This window comes from Methanohalobium evestigatum Z-7303, from assembly GCF_000196655.1.
GTDB classification, from domain to species: Archaea; Halobacteriota; Methanosarcinia; order Methanosarcinales; family Methanosarcinaceae; genus Methanohalobium; species Methanohalobium evestigatum.
Genome location: NC_014253.1, coordinates 757,609 through 776,096 on the forward strand (window position 1 = coordinate 757,609; position 18,488 = coordinate 776,096).

At 38.3% G+C, this 18,488-nt stretch carries 17 protein-coding genes; 7 read left to right on the top strand and 10 right to left on the bottom strand.

Translation table 11 applies throughout. The features are described from left to right. Positions 1-14: 14 nt before the first annotated feature. The 3 genes from uvrA to METEV_RS03940 all read right to left on the bottom strand — a co-directional run bounded on the left by uvrA (position 15) and on the right by METEV_RS03940 (position 4,046). The gene (gene uvrA, locus METEV_RS03930) at positions 15-2,837 is read right to left on the bottom strand and encodes an excinuclease ABC subunit UvrA (protein ID WP_013194263.1); all 2,823 of its coding nucleotides are present in this window, start codon (positions 2,835-2,837) and stop codon (positions 15-17) included. A gap of 63 nt (positions 2,838-2,900) precedes the next feature. After that, on the bottom strand, positions 2,901-3,140 hold the full coding sequence (locus METEV_RS03935) for a type II toxin-antitoxin system HicB family antitoxin (protein ID WP_013194264.1): 240 nt from the start codon (positions 3,138-3,140) through the stop codon (positions 2,901-2,903). Between the two features lie 45 nt (positions 3,141-3,185). Beyond that, complete coding sequence (locus tag METEV_RS03940; RefSeq protein WP_013194265.1) at positions 3,186-4,046, bottom strand: TatD family hydrolase; 861 nt, start codon at positions 4,044-4,046, stop codon at positions 3,186-3,188. A 415-nt stretch (positions 4,047-4,461) separates the two neighbouring features. Between METEV_RS03940 and METEV_RS03945 the strand changes: the two genes are divergently transcribed. After that, positions 4,462-5,496: an isocitrate/isopropylmalate dehydrogenase family protein gene (locus METEV_RS03945; RefSeq protein ID WP_013194266.1), complete on the top strand. Its 1,035-nt coding sequence runs from the start codon at positions 4,462-4,464 to the stop codon at positions 5,494-5,496. 48 nt (positions 5,497-5,544) lie between these two features. Here the strand turns inward: METEV_RS03945 and METEV_RS03950 are convergent, their stop codons facing one another. Then, positions 5,545-6,852, bottom strand: coding sequence for a homocitrate synthase/isopropylmalate synthase family protein (locus METEV_RS03950; RefSeq protein ID WP_013194267.1), 1,308 nt, complete (start codon positions 6,850-6,852; stop codon positions 5,545-5,547). A 319-nt stretch (positions 6,853-7,171) separates the two neighbouring features. Here METEV_RS03950 and METEV_RS03955 point away from each other — a divergent pair, with 319 nt between their 5' ends. Beyond that, positions 7,172-7,675, top strand: coding sequence for an amino acid-binding protein (locus METEV_RS03955; protein WP_013194268.1), 504 nt, complete (start codon positions 7,172-7,174; stop codon positions 7,673-7,675). On the opposite strand, the gene METEV_RS03960 is transcribed toward METEV_RS03955, so the two are convergent. From METEV_RS03960 to coaBC, 6 genes are read right to left on the bottom strand one after another with little or no spacing between them, the layout of a single operon-like run. Beyond that, positions 7,676-8,866 carry a geranylgeranyl reductase family protein gene (locus METEV_RS03960; protein WP_013194269.1) on the bottom strand — a complete coding sequence of 397 codons (1,191 nt, stop codon included), beginning with the start codon at positions 8,864-8,866 and terminating at the stop codon, positions 7,676-7,678. It abuts the gene before it with no gap. A gap of 59 nt (positions 8,867-8,925) precedes the next feature. Continuing rightward, entirely contained in the window at positions 8,926-10,161 is a 1,236-nt protein-coding gene (locus tag METEV_RS03965) for an adenosylhomocysteinase (RefSeq protein ID WP_013194270.1), read from the bottom strand. Positions 10,162-10,182: 21 nt separating this feature from the next. Next, positions 10,183-11,478: an amidohydrolase family protein gene (locus tag METEV_RS03970; protein ID WP_013194271.1), complete on the bottom strand. Its 1,296-nt coding sequence runs from the start codon at positions 11,476-11,478 to the stop codon at positions 10,183-10,185. 42 nt (positions 11,479-11,520) lie between these two features. Further along, entirely contained in the window at positions 11,521-12,291 is a 771-nt protein-coding gene (locus METEV_RS03975) for a 4-phosphopantoate--beta-alanine ligase (RefSeq protein WP_013194272.1), read from the bottom strand. A 26-nt stretch (positions 12,292-12,317) separates the two neighbouring features. Further along, the gene (locus tag METEV_RS03980; protein ID WP_013194273.1) at positions 12,318-13,193 is read right to left on the bottom strand and encodes a pantoate kinase; all 876 of its coding nucleotides are present in this window, start codon (positions 13,191-13,193) and stop codon (positions 12,318-12,320) included. Positions 13,194-13,204: 11 nt separating this feature from the next. Continuing rightward, a complete protein-coding gene (coaBC, locus tag METEV_RS03985; protein ID WP_013194274.1) occupies positions 13,205-14,440 on the bottom strand; it encodes a bifunctional phosphopantothenoylcysteine decarboxylase/phosphopantothenate--cysteine ligase CoaBC in 1,236 nt (411 codons plus the stop codon). A 127-nt stretch (positions 14,441-14,567) separates the two neighbouring features. On the opposite strand from coaBC, the gene METEV_RS03990 reads away from it, so the two are divergent. The 5 genes from METEV_RS03990 to METEV_RS12655 all read left to right on the top strand — a co-directional run bounded on the left by METEV_RS03990 (position 14,568) and on the right by METEV_RS12655 (position 18,454). After that, the gene (locus METEV_RS03990; RefSeq protein ID WP_013194275.1) at positions 14,568-15,593 is read left to right on the top strand and encodes a Vms1/Ankzf1 family peptidyl-tRNA hydrolase; all 1,026 of its coding nucleotides are present in this window, start codon (positions 14,568-14,570) and stop codon (positions 15,591-15,593) included. Between the two features lie 77 nt (positions 15,594-15,670). Continuing rightward, positions 15,671-15,865 (top strand): hypothetical protein, encoded by a 195-nt coding sequence (locus METEV_RS03995; protein WP_013194276.1) that lies wholly within the window; start codon positions 15,671-15,673, stop codon positions 15,863-15,865. A 193-nt stretch (positions 15,866-16,058) separates the two neighbouring features. Beyond that, positions 16,059-16,826: a 23S rRNA (uridine(2552)-2'-O)-methyltransferase gene (locus METEV_RS04000; RefSeq protein WP_013194277.1), complete on the top strand. Its 768-nt coding sequence runs from the start codon at positions 16,059-16,061 to the stop codon at positions 16,824-16,826. Between the two features lie 404 nt (positions 16,827-17,230). Further along, positions 17,231-17,752 (top strand): RNA-guided endonuclease IscB, encoded by a 522-nt coding sequence (gene iscB, locus METEV_RS12650; RefSeq protein ID WP_232216881.1) that lies wholly within the window; start codon positions 17,231-17,233, stop codon positions 17,750-17,752. A 27-nt stretch (positions 17,753-17,779) separates the two neighbouring features. Continuing rightward, the gene (locus METEV_RS12655) at positions 17,780-18,454 is read left to right on the top strand and encodes an HNH endonuclease (protein WP_269634953.1); all 675 of its coding nucleotides are present in this window, start codon (positions 17,780-17,782) and stop codon (positions 18,452-18,454) included. Positions 18,455-18,488 lie beyond the last annotated feature (34 nt).

Sequence of the window (18,488 nt, forward strand, 5' to 3'; positions counted from 1 at the left end):
TATAAGGGAGTACATTATTCAAGCATGCGGTTTAAAAATTCACCTGTATATGACCCATTGGTCTTTGCCACTGTTTCAGGTGTCCCCTCTGCAATTACTCTACCTCCATGTTCACCGCCTTCCGGACCAAGATCAATTAACCAGTCTGCTGTTTTGATTACATCCAAGTTATGTTCAATTACAATAACCGTGTTTCCTGCATCAACCAGTCTCTGGAGGACTGAAAGCAATCTTTTTACATCCTCAAAATGCAGACCAGTAGTTGGTTCATCAAGAATATATAAGGTATTCCCTGTTGAACGTCTGCTAAGTTCAGATGCAAGTTTAACCCTTTGGGCTTCTCCACCTGAGAGTGTAGTTGATGACTGACCAAGTTTGATATAACCAAGACCTACATCATAAAGGGTCTGCAATCGTTTTTTAATCTTGGGTATATTTTCAAAAAATTCCAGTGCCTCTTCAACGGTCATTTCAAGGACATCTGATATTGTTTTACCCTTGTATAATATATCCAGTGTTTCTCTGTTGTACCGTTTACCATTACACACCTCACACTGTACATGGACATCAGGCAGGAAATGCATTTCAATAGTTATTATACCGTCACCTGAACAGGTTTCACATCTTCCACCACGAATATTAAAACTAAACCTTCCCGGTTTATAACCTCTTGCACGGGCAAGTGGTGTTTGTGCAAACAATTCTCTTATTGGTGTGAATACATTGGTATATGTTGCAGGATTAGACCTTGGAGTGCGTCCAATGGGCGACTGATCGATGGTTATAACTTTATCTACATTTTCCAGACCCTTTATATCTTTATATGTTCCGGGTTTTTCTTTTGCACGATGGAGTTTCTGGGCAAGTACCTTATGAAGAGTATCGTTTATAAGTGTGCTCTTTCCTGAGCCCGATACACCGGTCACACACAACATGACCCCCAGTGGTATATCTACATCTACATTTTTTAGATTGTTTTCTCCTGCTCCAACAAGTGATAAGCTGTACATGGATTCTCGTCTTTTTTCTGGTACTTCTATATCCTTCTTTTTGCTCAAGTACTGTCCTGTAAGTGAGGTTTCATCTTCTCTGATTTCTTCAGGTGTTCCTTCAGATATTACATTACCACCATGTATCCCCGCACCGGGACCCATATCAACAACATGGTCAGAATTTAGAATTGTTTCTTCATCATGTTCTACAACCAATACCGTATTTCCAAGATCCCTGAGGTGTTTAAGTGTATTAATAAGGCGTATATTGTCCCTTTGATGCAGACCTATACTTGGTTCATCAAGGATATAGAGCACACCCATAAGACTTGAACCAATCTGGGTAGCAAGCCTTATCCTCTGGGCTTCTCCCCCTGAAAGGGTAGATGCAGATCTGCTAAGTGTCAGATAATCCAAACCTACATCCATGAGGAAACCAAGTCTGGATGTTATTTCTTTTAATATCATGCGAGCTATGGCATATTCACGCGAATCCAGTTTTGTTTCAAGTTTTTCAAAAAAGTGGTGTGAATTCTCAACAGATTTTTCAGTTATATCTATTATATTGTTATCATCAATGGTTACTGCAAGAACTTCAGGCTTTAAACGTTTACCATTACATTCAGGGCATGGCTTATTGCTTATATACTTGTTTAGTTTATCCTTTGTATTTTCAGATTCTGTTTTATTATAAACACGGGACAGATAAGAAACAACTCCGCGAAAACGTCCTCTCCGTTTCCATACACCACCACGTTTTCCGACATGCTCAAGAGGTATTTTTTCATTTGTACCATACATGATTATTTTTTTGATATTGGAATCCAAGTCTTTGTACGGCACATCCATAGAAAATCCATAATGGTCTGCAAGTGACTCAAGAGACTGCATATGGTATCCGTCTCGTTTGCTCCAGGGTTCAACCGCTCCCTGATGTAGAGTGAGATTCGGATTTGGAACTATAAGTTCAGGGTCGAATTCCATTGTTGTACCCAGTCCATGACATTCGGGACATGCTCCCTGAGGGCTATTAAATGAAAACGCCGGAGGCTCCAGTTCTTCAAATCCGATTCCGCATTCAGAACAGGCAAGTTTTTCACTAAATATCTGCTCTTCGCCATCTACAACATTTATCATCACTGTGCCGCCACTTTTCTCAATTGCTGTTTCTACAGCTTCAGAAAGACGGTCTTCAATTCCCTCTTTTATAACCAATCTGTCAACCACTATTTCTATATTGTGTTTCTGGTAACGCCCAAGCTCCAGTTCATCGGTTTCATCCAGTGATACAACATCCCCATCAACTCTTACTCTGGAATATCCTTCTGACTGCAAATCAGTAAACAACTTTTTGTATTCACCCTTTCGTTCTCTAATGATGGGACTTAATATGTATATCTTGCTTTTATGAGGGAGATTCATTATGTTGTCCACTATCTGGTCTATACTCTGTGGCTCGATTCTTCTGCCGCAATAAGGACAGTGTCTTTTACCGATTCTGGCAAACAACAGTCTGAAATAATCATATATTTCTGTGACAGTTCCTACTGTTGACCGCGGGTTTTTGTTTGTGGTATTTTGTTCAATTGAAATGGCAGGAGAGAGCCCCTCAATATATTCTACATCAGGTTTTTCCATCAATCCAAGAAACTGGCGAGCGTAGGCTGACAGTGATTCAACATAGCGCCTCTGACCTTCCGCATATATAGTATCAAATGCAAGAGACGACTTGCCAGAACCGCTAAGACCTGTTATAACAATGAATTTGTCTCTTGGAAGTGTGACATCGATGTTGTTCAGGTTGTGTTCTTTTGCTCCCCTGATAATTATACTGTTTAATGACATGGTTATAATCCGTTATTTTTAATTTTGTTTTCAAAAATGTGTAAAACCGGTCGGTCAAACATCTTATATTTCATCTATTGTTACTGTACGAAAGTGAAACTTTTTAATTGTACAAAATTTTTGTATCCTGTAATCGTTACCATCTCTGATGCATGTCTTTATTGCATCCCTGATATTTTCCAGTGCTTTATCAAGAGTTTCTGCTCTTACTTCACAATCTTTAAAAAAGGGGCATTTTACAAGGTATCCATTGTTCTCTTCATGCACGGTAACAGGTAACTGTATTTTTGAATTCGTCTGCATGGAGTTGAAGTTTTAAATGAGGATTGCTAAATTAAAGGTTTCGGGTTAAATTTTAATTTCAACATCATAAACTTTTTCAGGGTTTTCTTTATGAACTTTCCAAAATACATCTTCATCATATTTTTCTGCCATTTTCAAGGTACGTTTGGGAACTGTTTTTGGACCCATTACTGCACCGGGTCGCTGTGGGTCATCGATATAATCAGTCTCCATCATGAACCTGCTACCTTCTTTAAATGCAGTTTCAACCGATTCTTTACCTGAAAGGACTCCGGGAAAAATTCCCAGATTTTCACATATATTTACCATCGGTGGAGAATAATGCTTAACAACACGGTGCAGGTTGATACCACTGCGCTTTGCTTTTTTTGTAATGTCATTGAGTTCGGGTTCTCCGACGCTTTCGGTATGAAGCTGTACTGCACAGTCAATTTCTGCACCCAGTGAAAAACCATGTTCCATGACTTCGTTGGATGCCCTCCATACTTCATCTGATACGGGATAATGAGGTCTACCCGTCTTTATTCCTACAGCATATCCATCTCTGACATATTGAGCCGCAAGGTCAAGTCCGCCTTTCATCACCTCTACAGCATCATCCAGTTTCATGCCGAGATTATCGGTAAGGTTGTTGATTTCTGCCGGATGAACACCCAGAACTGGAAACGATTTGACACCTATATCTTCTGTCTGTCGTGTAATATCAATGGTTTCATCAAAAACAGCAGTATAATCCTGAGGTTTTGAAATCTTGACACCCAGTGTCCAGCTCGGTTTTGTAACAAGGAATATATGAGTTCCACCTGCATTTTTAAAATCCTTTACTGCAGACAATCCCCGTCCTCTCGGGTCGATATGCATATGATTATCGGTTATTGGAAAAATGGATTTTACAGACATGTTCATCACATCTTATTATCCAAGAATGGGTTTATCTGAAATAAAATATTTGGATGGAAAATATTTGTATTCATATTATTCCACCACATTATAATTTAAAACTGTATAATTAGTAAATAACTTGAACCCTTATAATTGTTTAAACACAGATTACAATTAGTTATTATTTACTATTATTTTTCCACCAGTACCAAATAATCACAGCAATCAACAAAATAATTAATATTAATACATTGTATTCCATCTTATCAATCCTATATTACTTACATTATATTTGACATTAGTTTACTAAAATTTTTCAAACCTATAATAACTGAACCATAATCCATGATAAATTTAAGTAACGTTTTCAAATATCAATGATTAAATAGAGCGGGATTTTATACTAAAACACGTATTAAGAGGACTCGGTGATTAAAAAATGAGTAAAAAAGCAGCAGTAATAAAAGGTGATGGAGTAGGTCCTGAACTTGTAGAAGCGATGATGAAAGTAGTAAACGCAGCAAAAACCAATGTAGAATTTGTACCCTGTGAAGCAGGAGCAAGATGGTGGGAAGAAAATGGCGGCAACACGCTGATTCCTGATGAAACATGGAATGTTCTTGAGAACGCTGATGCCTGTTTCAAAGGTCCAACCACAACACCCGGTGGTATAGGAACTCCTAAAAGTGTAGCTGTGTCCATTAGACAAAGATACAACCTCTATGCAAATGTACGCCCGACCAAGACATTTCCAAACACCAATGCACCTCTTGGAGATGTGGATTTTGTCTGTGTAAGAGAAGCCACAGAAGGTCTTTATTTTGGTGAAGAAGCAAAAATTACCGAAGATGCGCACATAGCAATAAGAAAAGTCACAAGGACTGCATGCAGAAAAATTGCAGAATACTCTTTTGAAGAAGCAAAAAGACGTAACTACGATACAGTCGTAGCTATTCATAAAAGCAACATCCTGAAACAAACAGATGGTGTATTCTTAGAGGAAGTCCACAAAGTAGGTGAAAATTATCCAGACATTGATATATGGGAATATCACATCGACAACATCGCCCAGCAGTTGATAAAGAACCCCCAGAACTTCAACAACAAGATACTGCTTTCCACCAACCTGTTTATGGACGTAATAAGTGAGGAATGTTCAGCCCTTATAGGAAGTATAGGTCTTATTTATTCTGCCAATATCGGAGACAATTTCGCCATGTTTGAACCCGCTCATGGGTCATCTCCAAAATACAAGGGACAGGATAAAGTCGACCCTGTAGCAACCATACTTGCAGGAGCATGGATGCTTGATTATCTCGACGAGAAAAAACAGGCACAAGCAATTTTCAATGCTGTTGAAAATGTAATTGAAGAAGGAAAATATATAACCTACGACCTTGGAGGCAGTGCAAAACTCAGTGAAATGGCAAACAGAATCGCTGAATTTACAGAAAAAGAGCTGGAAAAACTTTAAAATCAAATATAGTGGGTATAAGCCAGACTATACTTATACCCTTTTTGTTTAATAACCGCGATTTTCATCGTTTTCCTTATAATATTCTTTTTTAGAGGGCTTGTTTTTCACCAGTGGTTCGTACAGAAAATACTTCTGGACATAAGACCGTATTTCTTCATCTGAAATACACGACTGTCTCTGTTCATTATCATAAAGTGACTGGATTTCAGATTGAATCTTTTTCAAACGTGGGTCATTTTTATCAATCTCAGTATTAACATCCATCAGTTCGTTCAAAACTTCCTGCACCTTGTGCCTGAGAACACCGACACCTGACGACTCACCTACAAGGATTTCCCTCTCCCTGCCTACAGTTTCAGGTTTAAAGGGCTCATAGGTAAACGGGTTTTTGATTACACCTGAAGAATGAATTCCTGATTCATGAGCAAATATATTTTTACCAACAACCGCCTTGTTCTTGGGGATTCTTATATCCAACTCTTTTTCTATGAAGTTGGCGATATCTGCTATAGGTTCAAGATTGTATTTTTCAAAACCTTCTACACGCTGGGATAGGAACAAAAGTAGTTTTTCCATTTCAGCATTACCTGCACGTTCTCCTACACCCAGAAATGTAAGACTGGACCAGTTAGCTCCATACCAATATCCTGCCAGTGAATTGGCAAGTGAAAGCCCAAAATCATCATGTATATGTGTCTCTATATTAATTGCACCCAGTTCATTTTTCAGATGGTTTATCATAGAAGGTAGTCCGTACGGCTCATCCACATCAGGAAACGGTACTCCATAACCAAGTGTATCACATACTCTTACAGTAGTTTCAGGGTCTATTTCCAGAATCTTTTCTATCATGGGGTAGACAAAATTATAATTATCAGCACGCGTCATATCTTCAATATGGACCCTTGTACGTAATCCATGATCAACTGCATACTGGATTGCATTAAGATATTTTTCTTCTGCAGCTTCTCTGCTGGGCAACCCCATTTTATCAAATATGTGAGAATCTGAAACAGACATCAACAAACCAGTTTCTTCAATACCGTCAACATCCAGAACCATATCTATATCTTTTTCTGATGACCTTGCCCACCCTGTGATTTCGGGTTTTTCATATCCCCTGTCAAACATTTCATATACAGCTTTACGGTCTCTTTCATTGAAAACAAAGGTTTCCAGCTTTTCAATTCCAATTTCATGAAGGTATTCATAAATCTGTAGTTTATGGCTTGGTTTCATTACAATTCCAGGCATCTGAGAACCATCACGGATGGTACTGTCACTGATAAAAACTTCCTGATTATGTGGAAGCTTTATTTTGGGCAAGTCATCATAATCACTGTAGACTTTCACTAAATTCCTCCTCGGAACGTTATGAGCAATTATTGTCATCTTTAATTAATATTAATGACATTTATTCATGTAGGTGTTATTATCGGTTTTGCTATTATATGAACACTACGATATGTAATCTCTGTTTTAAGGTCAATCTCATTTAAACCTGTGGTTTATAATTAAACTAATACTACGTTATAACCAATTCATTAATAAAAGATTGTTGCAAACCAGTTTTACACTGATTTTAAAATATATAAAACATCTGCAACACGACAATATTTTAATTTATAACAGTGTTTATAGGCAACATACAACCCAAAATAGATGTGATTCCATGTGGAGACCCATAATTGAAAAATTCAAAAATCATCCTGCACAAGAAAAAGTTTTAAGAATTCTTTTTGAAAGGGGATTCCAGGTAGATAATGAGAAAAAGGTCAAATCCGGAAAAATAGAAATACCTCATACCCAGCTTGCAAGAGAAGCCAATGTTGACAGACGGGTAATCGATGCTACAACTGATACAATATTAAAAGACGAAATGCTTAAAGAGATTTTTCAAAATATTACATCTATTCCATTTTTAAGGGACGTTGCTCCTTCACTGGAACTGGGCGTAATCATAATCACACCCGAGGACGCTGCAAGTACCGGTATACTTGCTGAAGTTGCTACTGTGATTGCAAACCATGATATAAGTATAAGGCAAGCAGTTTCAGATGACCCTTATTTTAAGGATGAGCCAAAACTTACCATTATAACAGATTCAAAAGTACCGGGATACCTTGTTGATGAAATTTTGAAACTGTGTACAGTTAAAGGAGTAAGTATATATTAATTAAATAACAGTTTTTGCAAGTGACCAGCATATTTTAAGACCAGGTTTCAAATTAGATGGGTGCATCATCTTTTTTACCAATATCGATGGGTGGTCCATATCTCCGTATTTTGTTATTGTGTCCAGTATTTTGGGATTGTTCATAGAATGTAGAAGGTCATTGAGTTGTTCATCCTTCAGGTTAGTAATAAACTCATGGATTTTCATACCTGTATCAAGTTCTTTTCCTATATTTGACTTCCATCGTTTTTCATATTCTACCAGACTGTTTTTTGATGGGTCTGCTTTTAAAGCTGATTTTGCTGCAACTTCACCAGCAATTTTTGCACACACCGCTCCAGGATATATCCCTCCTCCTGAAGTAGGTTTAACTTGTCCTGCTGCATCACCTACAACGATAACACCATCTGTAAAGGTTTTATCCAATGTACCAAGAGGTATAGCACCCACAACAAAATCCATCATACTGCCCTGATATCTTTCGGATATTTCTGGATTTGATTTTATTAAATGGTTCAAGTATTTAACAGCATCTGGTTCGGTTGTTCCAAGACCTATCCTGGATATACTTTTTGAAAGAGGCACTGTCCATGCAAAAAAACCCGGTGCGTATGAACCAGGAAAGAGTTCTACAAATTCACTATTTTTGGATTCATATACTCCGTCAACCTGTATACCTGAAACAATTTTTTCTACATTTCCAAGACCTACCATCTTTGAAATGTTACTACGAATCCCGTCAGCACCAATTACAACATGTGCTTTAATTGTTTGCTTTACACCTTCTTTTAAAACATGAAGTTTCTGGATGCTTGAACTGTTCTCAATTCCTACAGCTTTTGTCCTTAAAAGTATATCCACACCTGACTCCACTGCCGTTTGTGCAAGTTTTCTATCGAATGTCTTTCTGGAAACCACATACGCTTTGGTCTGTCCGCCATCGATTTGAAGGGGGATTCCATCAGTTGAGTATATAAATGCACCTTTCACATTATTTAATACAAAATCATCTGAAGGTTCAAGGTCACATTCAGAAACCGCTCTGGTGCTGAGTAGTCCAGTACATCCTACAGGAGAACCAATGGATTGATGTTCTTCAATCAGCAACACACTTGCACCATTGAGCGCAGCGTAACGAGATGCTATTGAACCTGCAGGACCTGCTCCTACAACAACTACATCGTATTTCATAACTTTGTCAAGTAGTTATACTGGATATAAAAGAATTGGGATTAAATGTTTTAATTAGATTATGTTCCGTGTTCCCATTCACGCATATATTTTTCCTGCTCTGTGGTCAATTCATCTATTTCAATTCCGAGTGCCTTTAGTTTCAGTTCAGCGATATAGGTATCGATTTCTGGTGGTACTGCATGCACATCAATATCAAGGTCATTATCTACAAGATGGCGAATACAAAGCGCCTGATTTGAAAAACTCATATCCATTACTTCTGCAGGATGACCATCCCCTGCTGCCAGATTTACAAGACGGCCATCTGCAAGTAAATATATTCTGCGGTCACCAAGATGGTATTCCTTGATGTTTTCGCGTACTGTACGCACTGTTTTTGACATTGATTCAAGTTCTTCCAGATTCATTTCCACATTAAAATGACCGGAATTAGCAAGAATTACTCCATCCTTCATTAATTTAAAATGGTCTCTGGTAAGGACTGAAACATTACCGGTGGTTGTTATAAAAATCTCACCTATTTTTGCAGCTTCATCCATTGTCATCACGCGATATCCATCCATACGCGCCTCGAGTGCTCTTACAGGATTTACTTCTGTTACTATGACATTGGCGCCAAGACCCTTTGCACGCATGGAACAGCCGCGACCACACCAACCATAACCAGCAACAACGACGTCTTTGCCCGCAACCAACAGATTGGTGGTTCTATTTATAGCATCCCATGTTGACTGACCTGTACCATACCGGTTATCAAAAAGGTATTTGGTAAATGCGTTGTTTACAGCTATCACTGGCATTTTTAAAGCATTGTCTTTACTCATGGAATCGAGCCTGTAAACACCAGTGGTGGTTTCTTCTGTGCCTCCTTTAATACCAGAGAGTAATTCCTGACGGGTTTTATGGAGTGTAAATATAAGGTCTCCACCGTCATCTACGGTTATATCCGGATTAATATCCAGTACTTTATTAATGGATTCATAATACTCACTTCTGGAAGCATTATACTTTGCGTAACATGAAACATTGTCCCTTGTATCCAATGCTGCAGCAACATCGTCCTGCGTACTCAAGGGATTACAACCGGTTATAGCGATTTCAGCACCTCCTGACGCAAGTGTCTCCACAAGAACGGCGGTTTTGGCTTCCACATGCAGTGCCATGGCTATCCTGCAGCCTTTAAGTGGTTTTTCAGATGCGAAACCATCCCTTATTATCGACAGTACAGGCATGTGGTTCCTTGCCCACTCTATTTTCTGGTTACCGGACTCGAGTAATGTATCATCCACCATTTTTAAAAACTCCTTTATACATCAGAATTTAGCTCGCTCTACAAGACCGGATGCGGCAGTTCTGGCTCTGTCCAGTACATCCTGCTCATCCATACAAACTACTTCATAATCCTGCATAAGTATCCGACCGTCAACTATGGTCGTACTAACATCACTACCTGATGCGGAATATACAAGGTGTGAATGTATATCATACACTGGTGTGAGATGAGGTTTGTTCATATCTACTATGATTACATCTGCATTATAACCCTCTCTCAATACACCACTTTTTATACCAAGTGCCCTCGCTCCGCTGGTTGTTGCCATCTCAAGCACCTGACGAGCCGGTAGTACTGTCGGGTCAAGGCTCTCCACCTTATGAAGTAGTGCCGCCGTTTTCATCTCTTCAAACATATCCAGGTTATTATTGTTAGATGCGCAGCCGTCTGTTCCCAGCGAGACATTTACGCCCCTGTCCAACATCCTGGGTACTGGTGCTACCCCGGATGCAAGTTTCATGTTGCTTACTGGATTATGGGATACATGAACTCCTCGTCCTCGGAGTATTTCTATGTCATCATCCGACAACCAGACACAATGTGCTGCAAGTACGTCCGGACCTAAAAATCCAAGCCTGTCCAAAAGGTTGATTGAACACATCCCGTACTGCTGTTTCATTTGATTTAATTCACTCTCGGTCTCAAGTACATGGATATGGATGCCGACTCTGTCGTGATTTGCCTCTTTTTTTACTTTTGACAAAAAACCTTCAGAACAGGTATAAGGAGCATGTGGTCCATACATTGTTATTATCCGACCTTCTGCCTCTCCTTTCCAGTCAAGGACAAACTGTTTTCCCTTGGATAACTCTACATCAGCAGACCTATTTTCACCCAAATCAATTAATCCATAGGAAAGAGCAGCCCTCATGCCAGAATCTTTAACAGCCTGTGCAACATCATTCATATGGATGTACATATCAGCAAATGAAGTTGTGCCTGATTTTATCATCTCCAGACATGCAAGTTTTGTTCCTATATACGCATCTTCATCTGTTAAATGCTCCTCAGCAGGCCAGATGTAATTCTTGAGCCATTCATCAAGAGGAATGTCATCTGCATAACCTCTGAATAACGTCATCGCTGCATGTGTATGGGTATTGACAAAACCCGGCATCACAACTGAGCCTTTTGCATCGATGATTTGGTCTGCATCCTGTTCAGTGGATTCTGCTACCTCTGTTATGGTACCGTTTTCTATTACAACTACTCCCTGTGTTAACTCATAAGAATCCATTGTCAGGACGTAGACGTTTTTGATTATTATATCTGCCATATTTACTCCCCCTACTACAAATTGAAATAGAACTAATTTATTTTATAATCGTTTAGTGCCAGATTCTTTTGAAAACTTGCTAAGCCATGTTGTTATTTCATCAATCGCTAAAGTGATAATTCGATTGTTGTCATAACTATCTACAATTTCTCTTAATTTATCATAATTTAAATTTTTCATTTCATCGGCATATTGCAGCATATTTTCAAAAGCGCGGGTTATGTTATCCACTATCGTTACATCCGCGCATTGGGATGTACGGGATAAAGGATTCAAGTCAATCGCTATTACCACTTTATCCATTTCTGATAATTTTTCACATCTGTCTCCATCTTCCAGTGGTACCAATACTACATCTGCGCTGTATATGCCTTCATGGTCTACCATTCTTCTATCATGTGATAAATCAAGAACTGAATCCCCTTTTCTCCCCAGTACATTTTCAGCACCGTGTGATTCCATATGTTCTATTATCCTGTCGATTCTGTCCCTGCTCCTGTGGAAAAGGTTTACCTCAAGTGATGCTTTGATAATATTGGACAATTCTACCATTTCATCAGGAACAAGTGCTGCAGTATTACCATTGATAGATATTACAGGTTTTTTAGCCAATAATAAATGTGCTGTTGCTGCTCTTTCCGCTTCCTTTGCAGATTCAGTACTGTATTCTCCTATAAGGTAATCGAATGCTTCACCTCGACCCTGTGCAATTAAACCCTGTGTGCTTGTTATGCCTTTTTTCACTCCCTCTACAGCCATTTCACGTGTTATGAGTGATTTATATCTTGGGTGGTCATGCGGAATTTGTGTCATATATATTTACCTTTCAATTTAAACGATTAAATTGTGTTACAACCTGTACCTGAATCTAATTCCAAAACTTCACCAAATTCTGACATAGAGTCGTACACTTCGTTTTTTGTCTTTTTATCAGTTATTGCAAATACAGTATCACCAATCATTGCCTGGGAAGCTTTGCCGCCAGACAATTCTATAGCTTCAATTAAATCCTTTGCTCTGTCCTTCAAGAGACCGGTTTCCATCGCGAAGTTTTTAGATTGCTCCATAAAATTATCGATTGTAGGGCGTTTCAGGATTAAAGAGTGAGCTTTTCCACCCGCTGAATTTATCCTATCAACCATTTCTCTGTTTTCAATAACCGATTTTGTAGATACATTACCCAATACTACAACATACACAGTAAATTTTTCTGAAGGTATAAAATCCACTTCTCCTTTTGATGGTTTACCGGGTTTTGTTCTGATAACTGCACCTCTATACAACTGTGCCGTAGCATCCCCCAGACCACTTCCCGTGTTTACTTCTGCCAGATGTACAATATCAGCGAGATGCTTGGATGTATAACTCAGAGAAAGTGCTTGGTTGAGCGCATAAGCTACGCTCAATGCTCCTGCACCTGATAATCCCAATCCACAACCTAATGGTATATTTGTCCTGATATTTACAGCAACAGGTAAATCTGTAAGCATATCTATTGCTGTGTTAATAGCATCCACCTGAACTGGTGAACCATTTAAAAGAACCCGAGTTCTTTTGAGCGTATCATCTGCACGTATTTCAGTTTTAACCCCCTGATCAAGCACCAGTCCGCAACCAGTAGAACCTTTATATTGTAGGTCTTTATGGTTATGGATTTCAAAAAAACCTGTTATATGAGCAGGAGCGAAACCTGTTCCTGTATGTATTTCCGACATCAAAAAGCTCCTCACTTTAATTTTTCAGCCAGGTTATCAAAAACTTTACTGGCAATAACCCGTTTAGAACCGCTTACATGGACAGGTTTTCCAGAATCCGAATCTATTATATATACTTCATTGGTATCGTCTCCCATACCCTTATATCCAACATTATTTGCAACTATAAGGTCAAGTCCATGTTCTTGCTGAAGTTTTTGAGACCTTGATATAAGCTCATCTTCTGTTATTCCGGTCTCTACCTTGAAACCAGTTATCACAAGTTCAGAATAAGCTTTCCTGACCTCATTTAACAATTTCCTTGTAGGTCTTAATACAAGAGACAATTGGTCATTACCAGATTTTATTTTATGAGACGAGTAATCCAATGTATAATCCGAGATTGCTGCAGAACTAATAAATGCATCGTATCCGTTTTCAAGTTCATCCATTACAGAATCAATCATCTGGTCAGCACTTTCTACATAGATTTCGTTTATCCCTTGAACATCAAGATAGTTTCTATGAACTATTGTAACATACGCTCCTCTTCTATAAGCTTCCAGAGCAAGTTCCATACCGGTTTTTCCTGATGAACGGTTAGTAAGAATTCGTATAGGGTCTATAGATTCTGCTGTGGCGCCACCTGTTATAAGAACCCTTTTACCTGTAAGATCACCATCTCTTGCTGCACGTTCTACATTTAATACCACTGTATCGTTTGGAGCGATTTTTGCTACTCCTTCCTCAAAATATGGCCCTACAAATGATACACCCCATGATTTTAATTTATCTATATTTTCTACTACTCCCGGGTGATTATACATGGACTCATGCATTGCAGGTACTATTATAATAGGCATATTTGAACCAAGAGCAGTTGTTGCAAATGTTGTTACAGGAGTGTCATCAATACCTCCTGCTATTTTACCAATAGTATTGGCAGTTGCTGGAACTATAACCAGAAGGTCTGCACATCCATTAAGACCGCAGAATTTGACATGTTCCACATCGCCAGTGAGTTCTGTTATCACATTATTTCCTGTGGCATAATTAAGGGCACAGGGATTGATTATCCATTCCGATGCTTCTGTTGTTACTGCATAGACATCAGCACCATTTCTTATTAAATCCCTTGCAACATCTACAACACGCACGGCTGCGATACTTCCAGTTACACCGAGTACAATCGTTTTACCTGCAAGTGACTCACTTTTCTGGTTCTTTATCCATTTTGTAGGATGTATCTGATGTGCTGTGTTCTTCATATACTAATCTCAGGTTTTATAATAATAAGTAGGTTGCCATATCAATCCTGAACTGATTTATTAATATTTTTACCTAAATATAGTAGCCATAATTTTTATTTAAGAAAGAAAAAGAACTATACTATATATGGACAACCAGAAAAAAACCATCCATCTAAACTCCTTATTTGGAAAATTATCGGGCAAACAAAAACTTGAAAAAAGGATTGATGAGTTGCAATCATATATAATGGAACTGGAGATTGAATCACAAAAACTTCAAAGAAGACTTGAGAAAAAAGAAAAAAATGCAAAACGTGCCATTTCCGAAAAACAGGAAGCAGAAGAAAAGCTCAACGCAGCCAATGTAAAGATTGAAACTTTACAAAACGAGATAAAATCAATAAAAGAAGAAAGAGATGATTTGCAGGACATCAAATTTAGAAATATTGAAGTTCTCCACCCATCAAAATTCCATGATTTGATTTCAAAAATACAGTCACTAAGGTCAAACACTGATACACTGATAACAGCTTATATAAAACCGGATGACACCTTATCCAACCTTAAAAACCCAAACAAATTACTGGATTCCATTGATGATAATACAAAGAATTTGCTCTCAAAAATTGAATCATCCACAGGATGTATATTATTTTATGACACAAACCATTTAATACGTGAAACAATAGTACCACCTCTACCGGTTACAGAATCCAGATGGGAAATAAAGAATGAATTCCAGACTGGACAATTAAATGCAATACTGGAACAAAACTTCAAAATTTGCGTACTTCAAATCCATGCAGGAGAGTCTTTTGTAGGTATCGCAAATCCAGATGAATTTGAAAATTACAGTGTCATAAAAAGCAGTGTCAAAGCAAAACATAAAAAGGGAGGTTTCAGTCAAAAACGATTTGAAGAATTACGTAATGAAGACATAGACCACCATATAGAAAAAGTCCAATCAGAATTTGACAGAATGATGGATGGCATAGAAAACGATATAGACTATATTATCACTGGCGGAGACAGGGGATTAACACAGCATGTCCTAAAAAATATAAACACAAATTCACCAGTAATTGAAAAATCAATGGACAGCAAAATTGAAAAATATAATCTCAACAATATTCTGAAAAATGCATTGAGCTACCGAAGATACCAGATATAATTAAAAAAGCATCTGTTTGTTTTGTTCTTCGCAAATATTAAATACCTGACAGCCCTAAATTATAACGGGTGAGTTTTATGGTATGGAGTTTTTCAAAGCTTGACGATGATAGTATTAAAGCTATCAACGACTTGGAAAAGAAATTGGGAGTAACCTTGCTTGCATTTTCTGACAATATAAAAGTAGCCGACCTCAGCGAAGACGATTTAAAAAAGGTTAAAGACCTGGAAGATAAACTTGGTATGTCACTTGTTGCTGTCACACCAAAATAAGTATTCCAGTCAGGAAAATTTTTTATAAAATAATTTTAGTAGGATAAGTTCTGGCAATATACGCAATCTATTTTTTAGATTCCTATACCCCACTCTTGTGCGTATATTGCCTCATTGAAATATAAACCAAAGCCTTATAAATTATAGTATTACCTAAATTAAAATAAATATTTTAAAACCCGTTGAGATTATCATGGCTAAAAAAAAGGACTCATTCTACCGGCTTGCAAAAGATGAAGGATATAGGTCAAGAGCAGCATACAAGCTTTTACAGATTAATAATAGATTCAATGTGATTGAGAAAAACGATACCATTGTAGACCTCGGTGCAGCACCGGGCGGATGGCTTCAGGTTGCAAGAAAAATTTCAAATAATAAAGTTGTAGGTATCGATTTACAAAGAATTAAATCAATAGAAGGAGTAGAAACAGTTAAAGGCGATATGACTTCTGACAGAACAGTTAGAAAAATATTAAAAACTATTGAGGACGAAGGTGTAGATGTTGTAATATCTGATGCCGCACCAAACCTTTCCGGAAACTGGAACCTTGATCATGCCCGTTCAATAGACCTTGTAGAATCAGCACTTGAGTTTGCTAAACAGGTTCTAAAACCCAGTGGAAATTTTGTTGTAAAAGTCTTTCAGGGAGATATGTTTAACGACTTTCTTGAAAAAGTAAAAAATAATTTTGCATATGTCAAGGCTCATGAACCCAAAGCCTCAAGGTCTCAGAGCGCTGAAATCTATGTAATAGGTATGGATTTCCTAAATACACCTGTTAAAAAGAATGAGGAATATGACGTGGAAATTACCAGTATTGGTTCAGGTGGAGATGGAGCCGTTACAATCAACGGTTTTGTAATATTTGTTAAAGACGTTGACATTGGTGACAGGGTTAAAATAAAAATAGAGGATGTAAAACCCAGTTTTGCATTTGCAAATGTTGTTGAGTATCTTTAACCTAATATTGATATAATATAATCCTAAAATAACAGTAAGGGGGTTAATTCATGCCAAAGATTATTAAAGAAAGTCAACTACCCCTCCCTAACTGAAGCAAATGCTTCAGTTGAGGAAGGAGCTTGTTTCCATAAAGCAAGTTCCTGGTTGACCAGACCACTGGATACCGGTTGAACATGTCAAAGAAAAGTCCAGTAAACGATACCGGAGAATACAACAGTAGTCACCCTGGGATGCCGCCTCAGTCCCTTGCTCTGAGAGTGCAGTTTAAAGAGTTCCGGCGGGGTAGGAACAGTGACTGTACTTTTAAACCTCCGGTAATCCGGTCGAGAGGAAGTCGGAAGTCAGGACTGAACCCCGGCAAGTCCTGACCTACGCACAACTCCCTTGAGGAGGAATTACAAATGCGTGTATTTGTTTTAAGCAAAAATAAGAAACCGTTAATGCCTACGAGACCAGCTAAAGCCAGAAGATTGCTGGAATCCGGTAAAGCAAAGGTCGTCAGAAGGTCTCCGTTTACTATCAAATTGTTATACGATACAGCAGAGTACACCCAGCCTGTAATTGCCGGGATGGATTCCGGCTCAAAACACATCGGGTGTGCTGCTGTTGCTAACGACGAAGTACTGTATCAGTCTGAAGTCGAATTGAGAGATGACGTGTCAAAGAAAGTACAACAAAGAGCCAGTTACAGGAGAAACAGGAGGTCAAGAAAGACAAGGTACAGAAAACCGAGATTCAACAACAGGGGAAATTCCAAGAAAGACGGAAGAATAGCTCCATCCATCAAGAGCAAAGTGCAGTCCCACGAAAGAGAAAGAAGATTCGTTGAATCCATCCTACCTGTTAAGAAATGGATAGTAGAAACTACCTCATTTGATATACACAAAATCACAAATCCGAATGTATCAGGTACAGATTACTAGAACGGTGACCTGAAAGGATACTATAATATCCGAACCTACGTACTCCATAGAGACAACTATACATGTCAAAAATGCAAGAACAGGTCGAAAGACCCAAAACTTGAATGTCACCACATCGTGTTCAGAAGTAAAGGTGGGACCAACAGACCTGACAATCTGATTACTCTCTGTGAAACCTGTCATGGCAAGTTACACAACGGTAAATTTACTATAAACAAAAAACCGTCTAACACGAAACACCCAACAGAAATAGGTATAGTCAGGTCGCAGATAAGAAAACTGAACTGGAAGTTCCAGGAAACATTCGGATACATAACCAAATACAAGAGAGAACAGATCCTTGGTCTGGAAAAGACTCATTACAATGATGCTGTAGCAATCTGTTGTGATGAGAATAACCCAAATTTACAGTTATCCAACGTTGTATATTACAAGAAACATGTAAGCAGTGGAGATTACCAACAGACTAAAGGTATCAGATCCGACAAGAAAATACCGACAGGAAAACTTCACGGATTGAGAAAATTCGACTTTATAAAAACTCCAGATGTTTCCGGGTTCGTAAAAGGCAAAAGAACATCAGGAAATTTCAGCATCATGGATATATTCGGAAATACTTTTAAGAAAAACCCTAACGTTAAGGAGAACTGCAGGAGAATCTCGGCTAGATGTACAACTCTGACTCAACAAATACAAATCTAAAAGACAGGTCGCATTCCTCTTCCAGCTCGCGCAG

Coding starts and splice junctions, on each gene's coding strand:
- METEV_RS03945 (WP_013194266.1), top strand. CDS start 4,462: ATGAGTAAAAAAGCAGCAGTAATAAAAGGTGATGGAGTAGGTCCTGAA.
- METEV_RS03975 (WP_013194272.1), bottom strand. CDS start 12,291: ATGACACAAATTCCGCATGACCACCCAAGATATAAATCACTCATAACA.
- METEV_RS04000 (WP_013194277.1), top strand. CDS start 16,059: ATGGCTAAAAAAAAGGACTCATTCTACCGGCTTGCAAAAGATGAAGGA.
- coaBC (WP_013194274.1), bottom strand. CDS start 14,440: ATGAAGAACACAGCACATCAGATACATCCTACAAAATGGATAAAGAAC.
- METEV_RS03965 (WP_013194270.1), bottom strand. CDS start 10,161: ATGGTGGATGATACATTACTCGAGTCCGGTAACCAGAAAATAGAGTGG.
- METEV_RS03955 (WP_013194268.1), top strand. CDS start 7,172: ATGTGGAGACCCATAATTGAAAAATTCAAAAATCATCCTGCACAAGAA.
- METEV_RS03935 (WP_013194264.1), bottom strand. CDS start 3,140: ATGCAGACGAATTCAAAAATACAGTTACCTGTTACCGTGCATGAAGAG.
- METEV_RS03990 (WP_013194275.1), top strand. CDS start 14,568: ATGGACAACCAGAAAAAAACCATCCATCTAAACTCCTTATTTGGAAAA.
- METEV_RS03995 (WP_013194276.1), top strand. CDS start 15,671: ATGGTATGGAGTTTTTCAAAGCTTGACGATGATAGTATTAAAGCTATC.
- uvrA (WP_013194263.1), bottom strand. CDS start 2,837: ATGTCATTAAACAGTATAATTATCAGGGGAGCAAAAGAACACAACCTG.
- METEV_RS03980 (WP_013194273.1), bottom strand. CDS start 13,193: ATGTCGGAAATACATACAGGAACAGGTTTCGCTCCTGCTCATATAACA.
- METEV_RS03940 (WP_013194265.1), bottom strand. CDS start 4,046: ATGAACATGTCTGTAAAATCCATTTTTCCAATAACCGATAATCATATG.
- METEV_RS03970 (WP_013194271.1), bottom strand. CDS start 11,478: ATGGCAGATATAATAATCAAAAACGTCTACGTCCTGACAATGGATTCT.
- iscB (WP_232216881.1), top strand. CDS start 17,231: ATGCGTGTATTTGTTTTAAGCAAAAATAAGAAACCGTTAATGCCTACG.
- METEV_RS03960 (WP_013194269.1), bottom strand. CDS start 8,866: ATGAAATACGATGTAGTTGTTGTAGGAGCAGGTCCTGCAGGTTCAATA.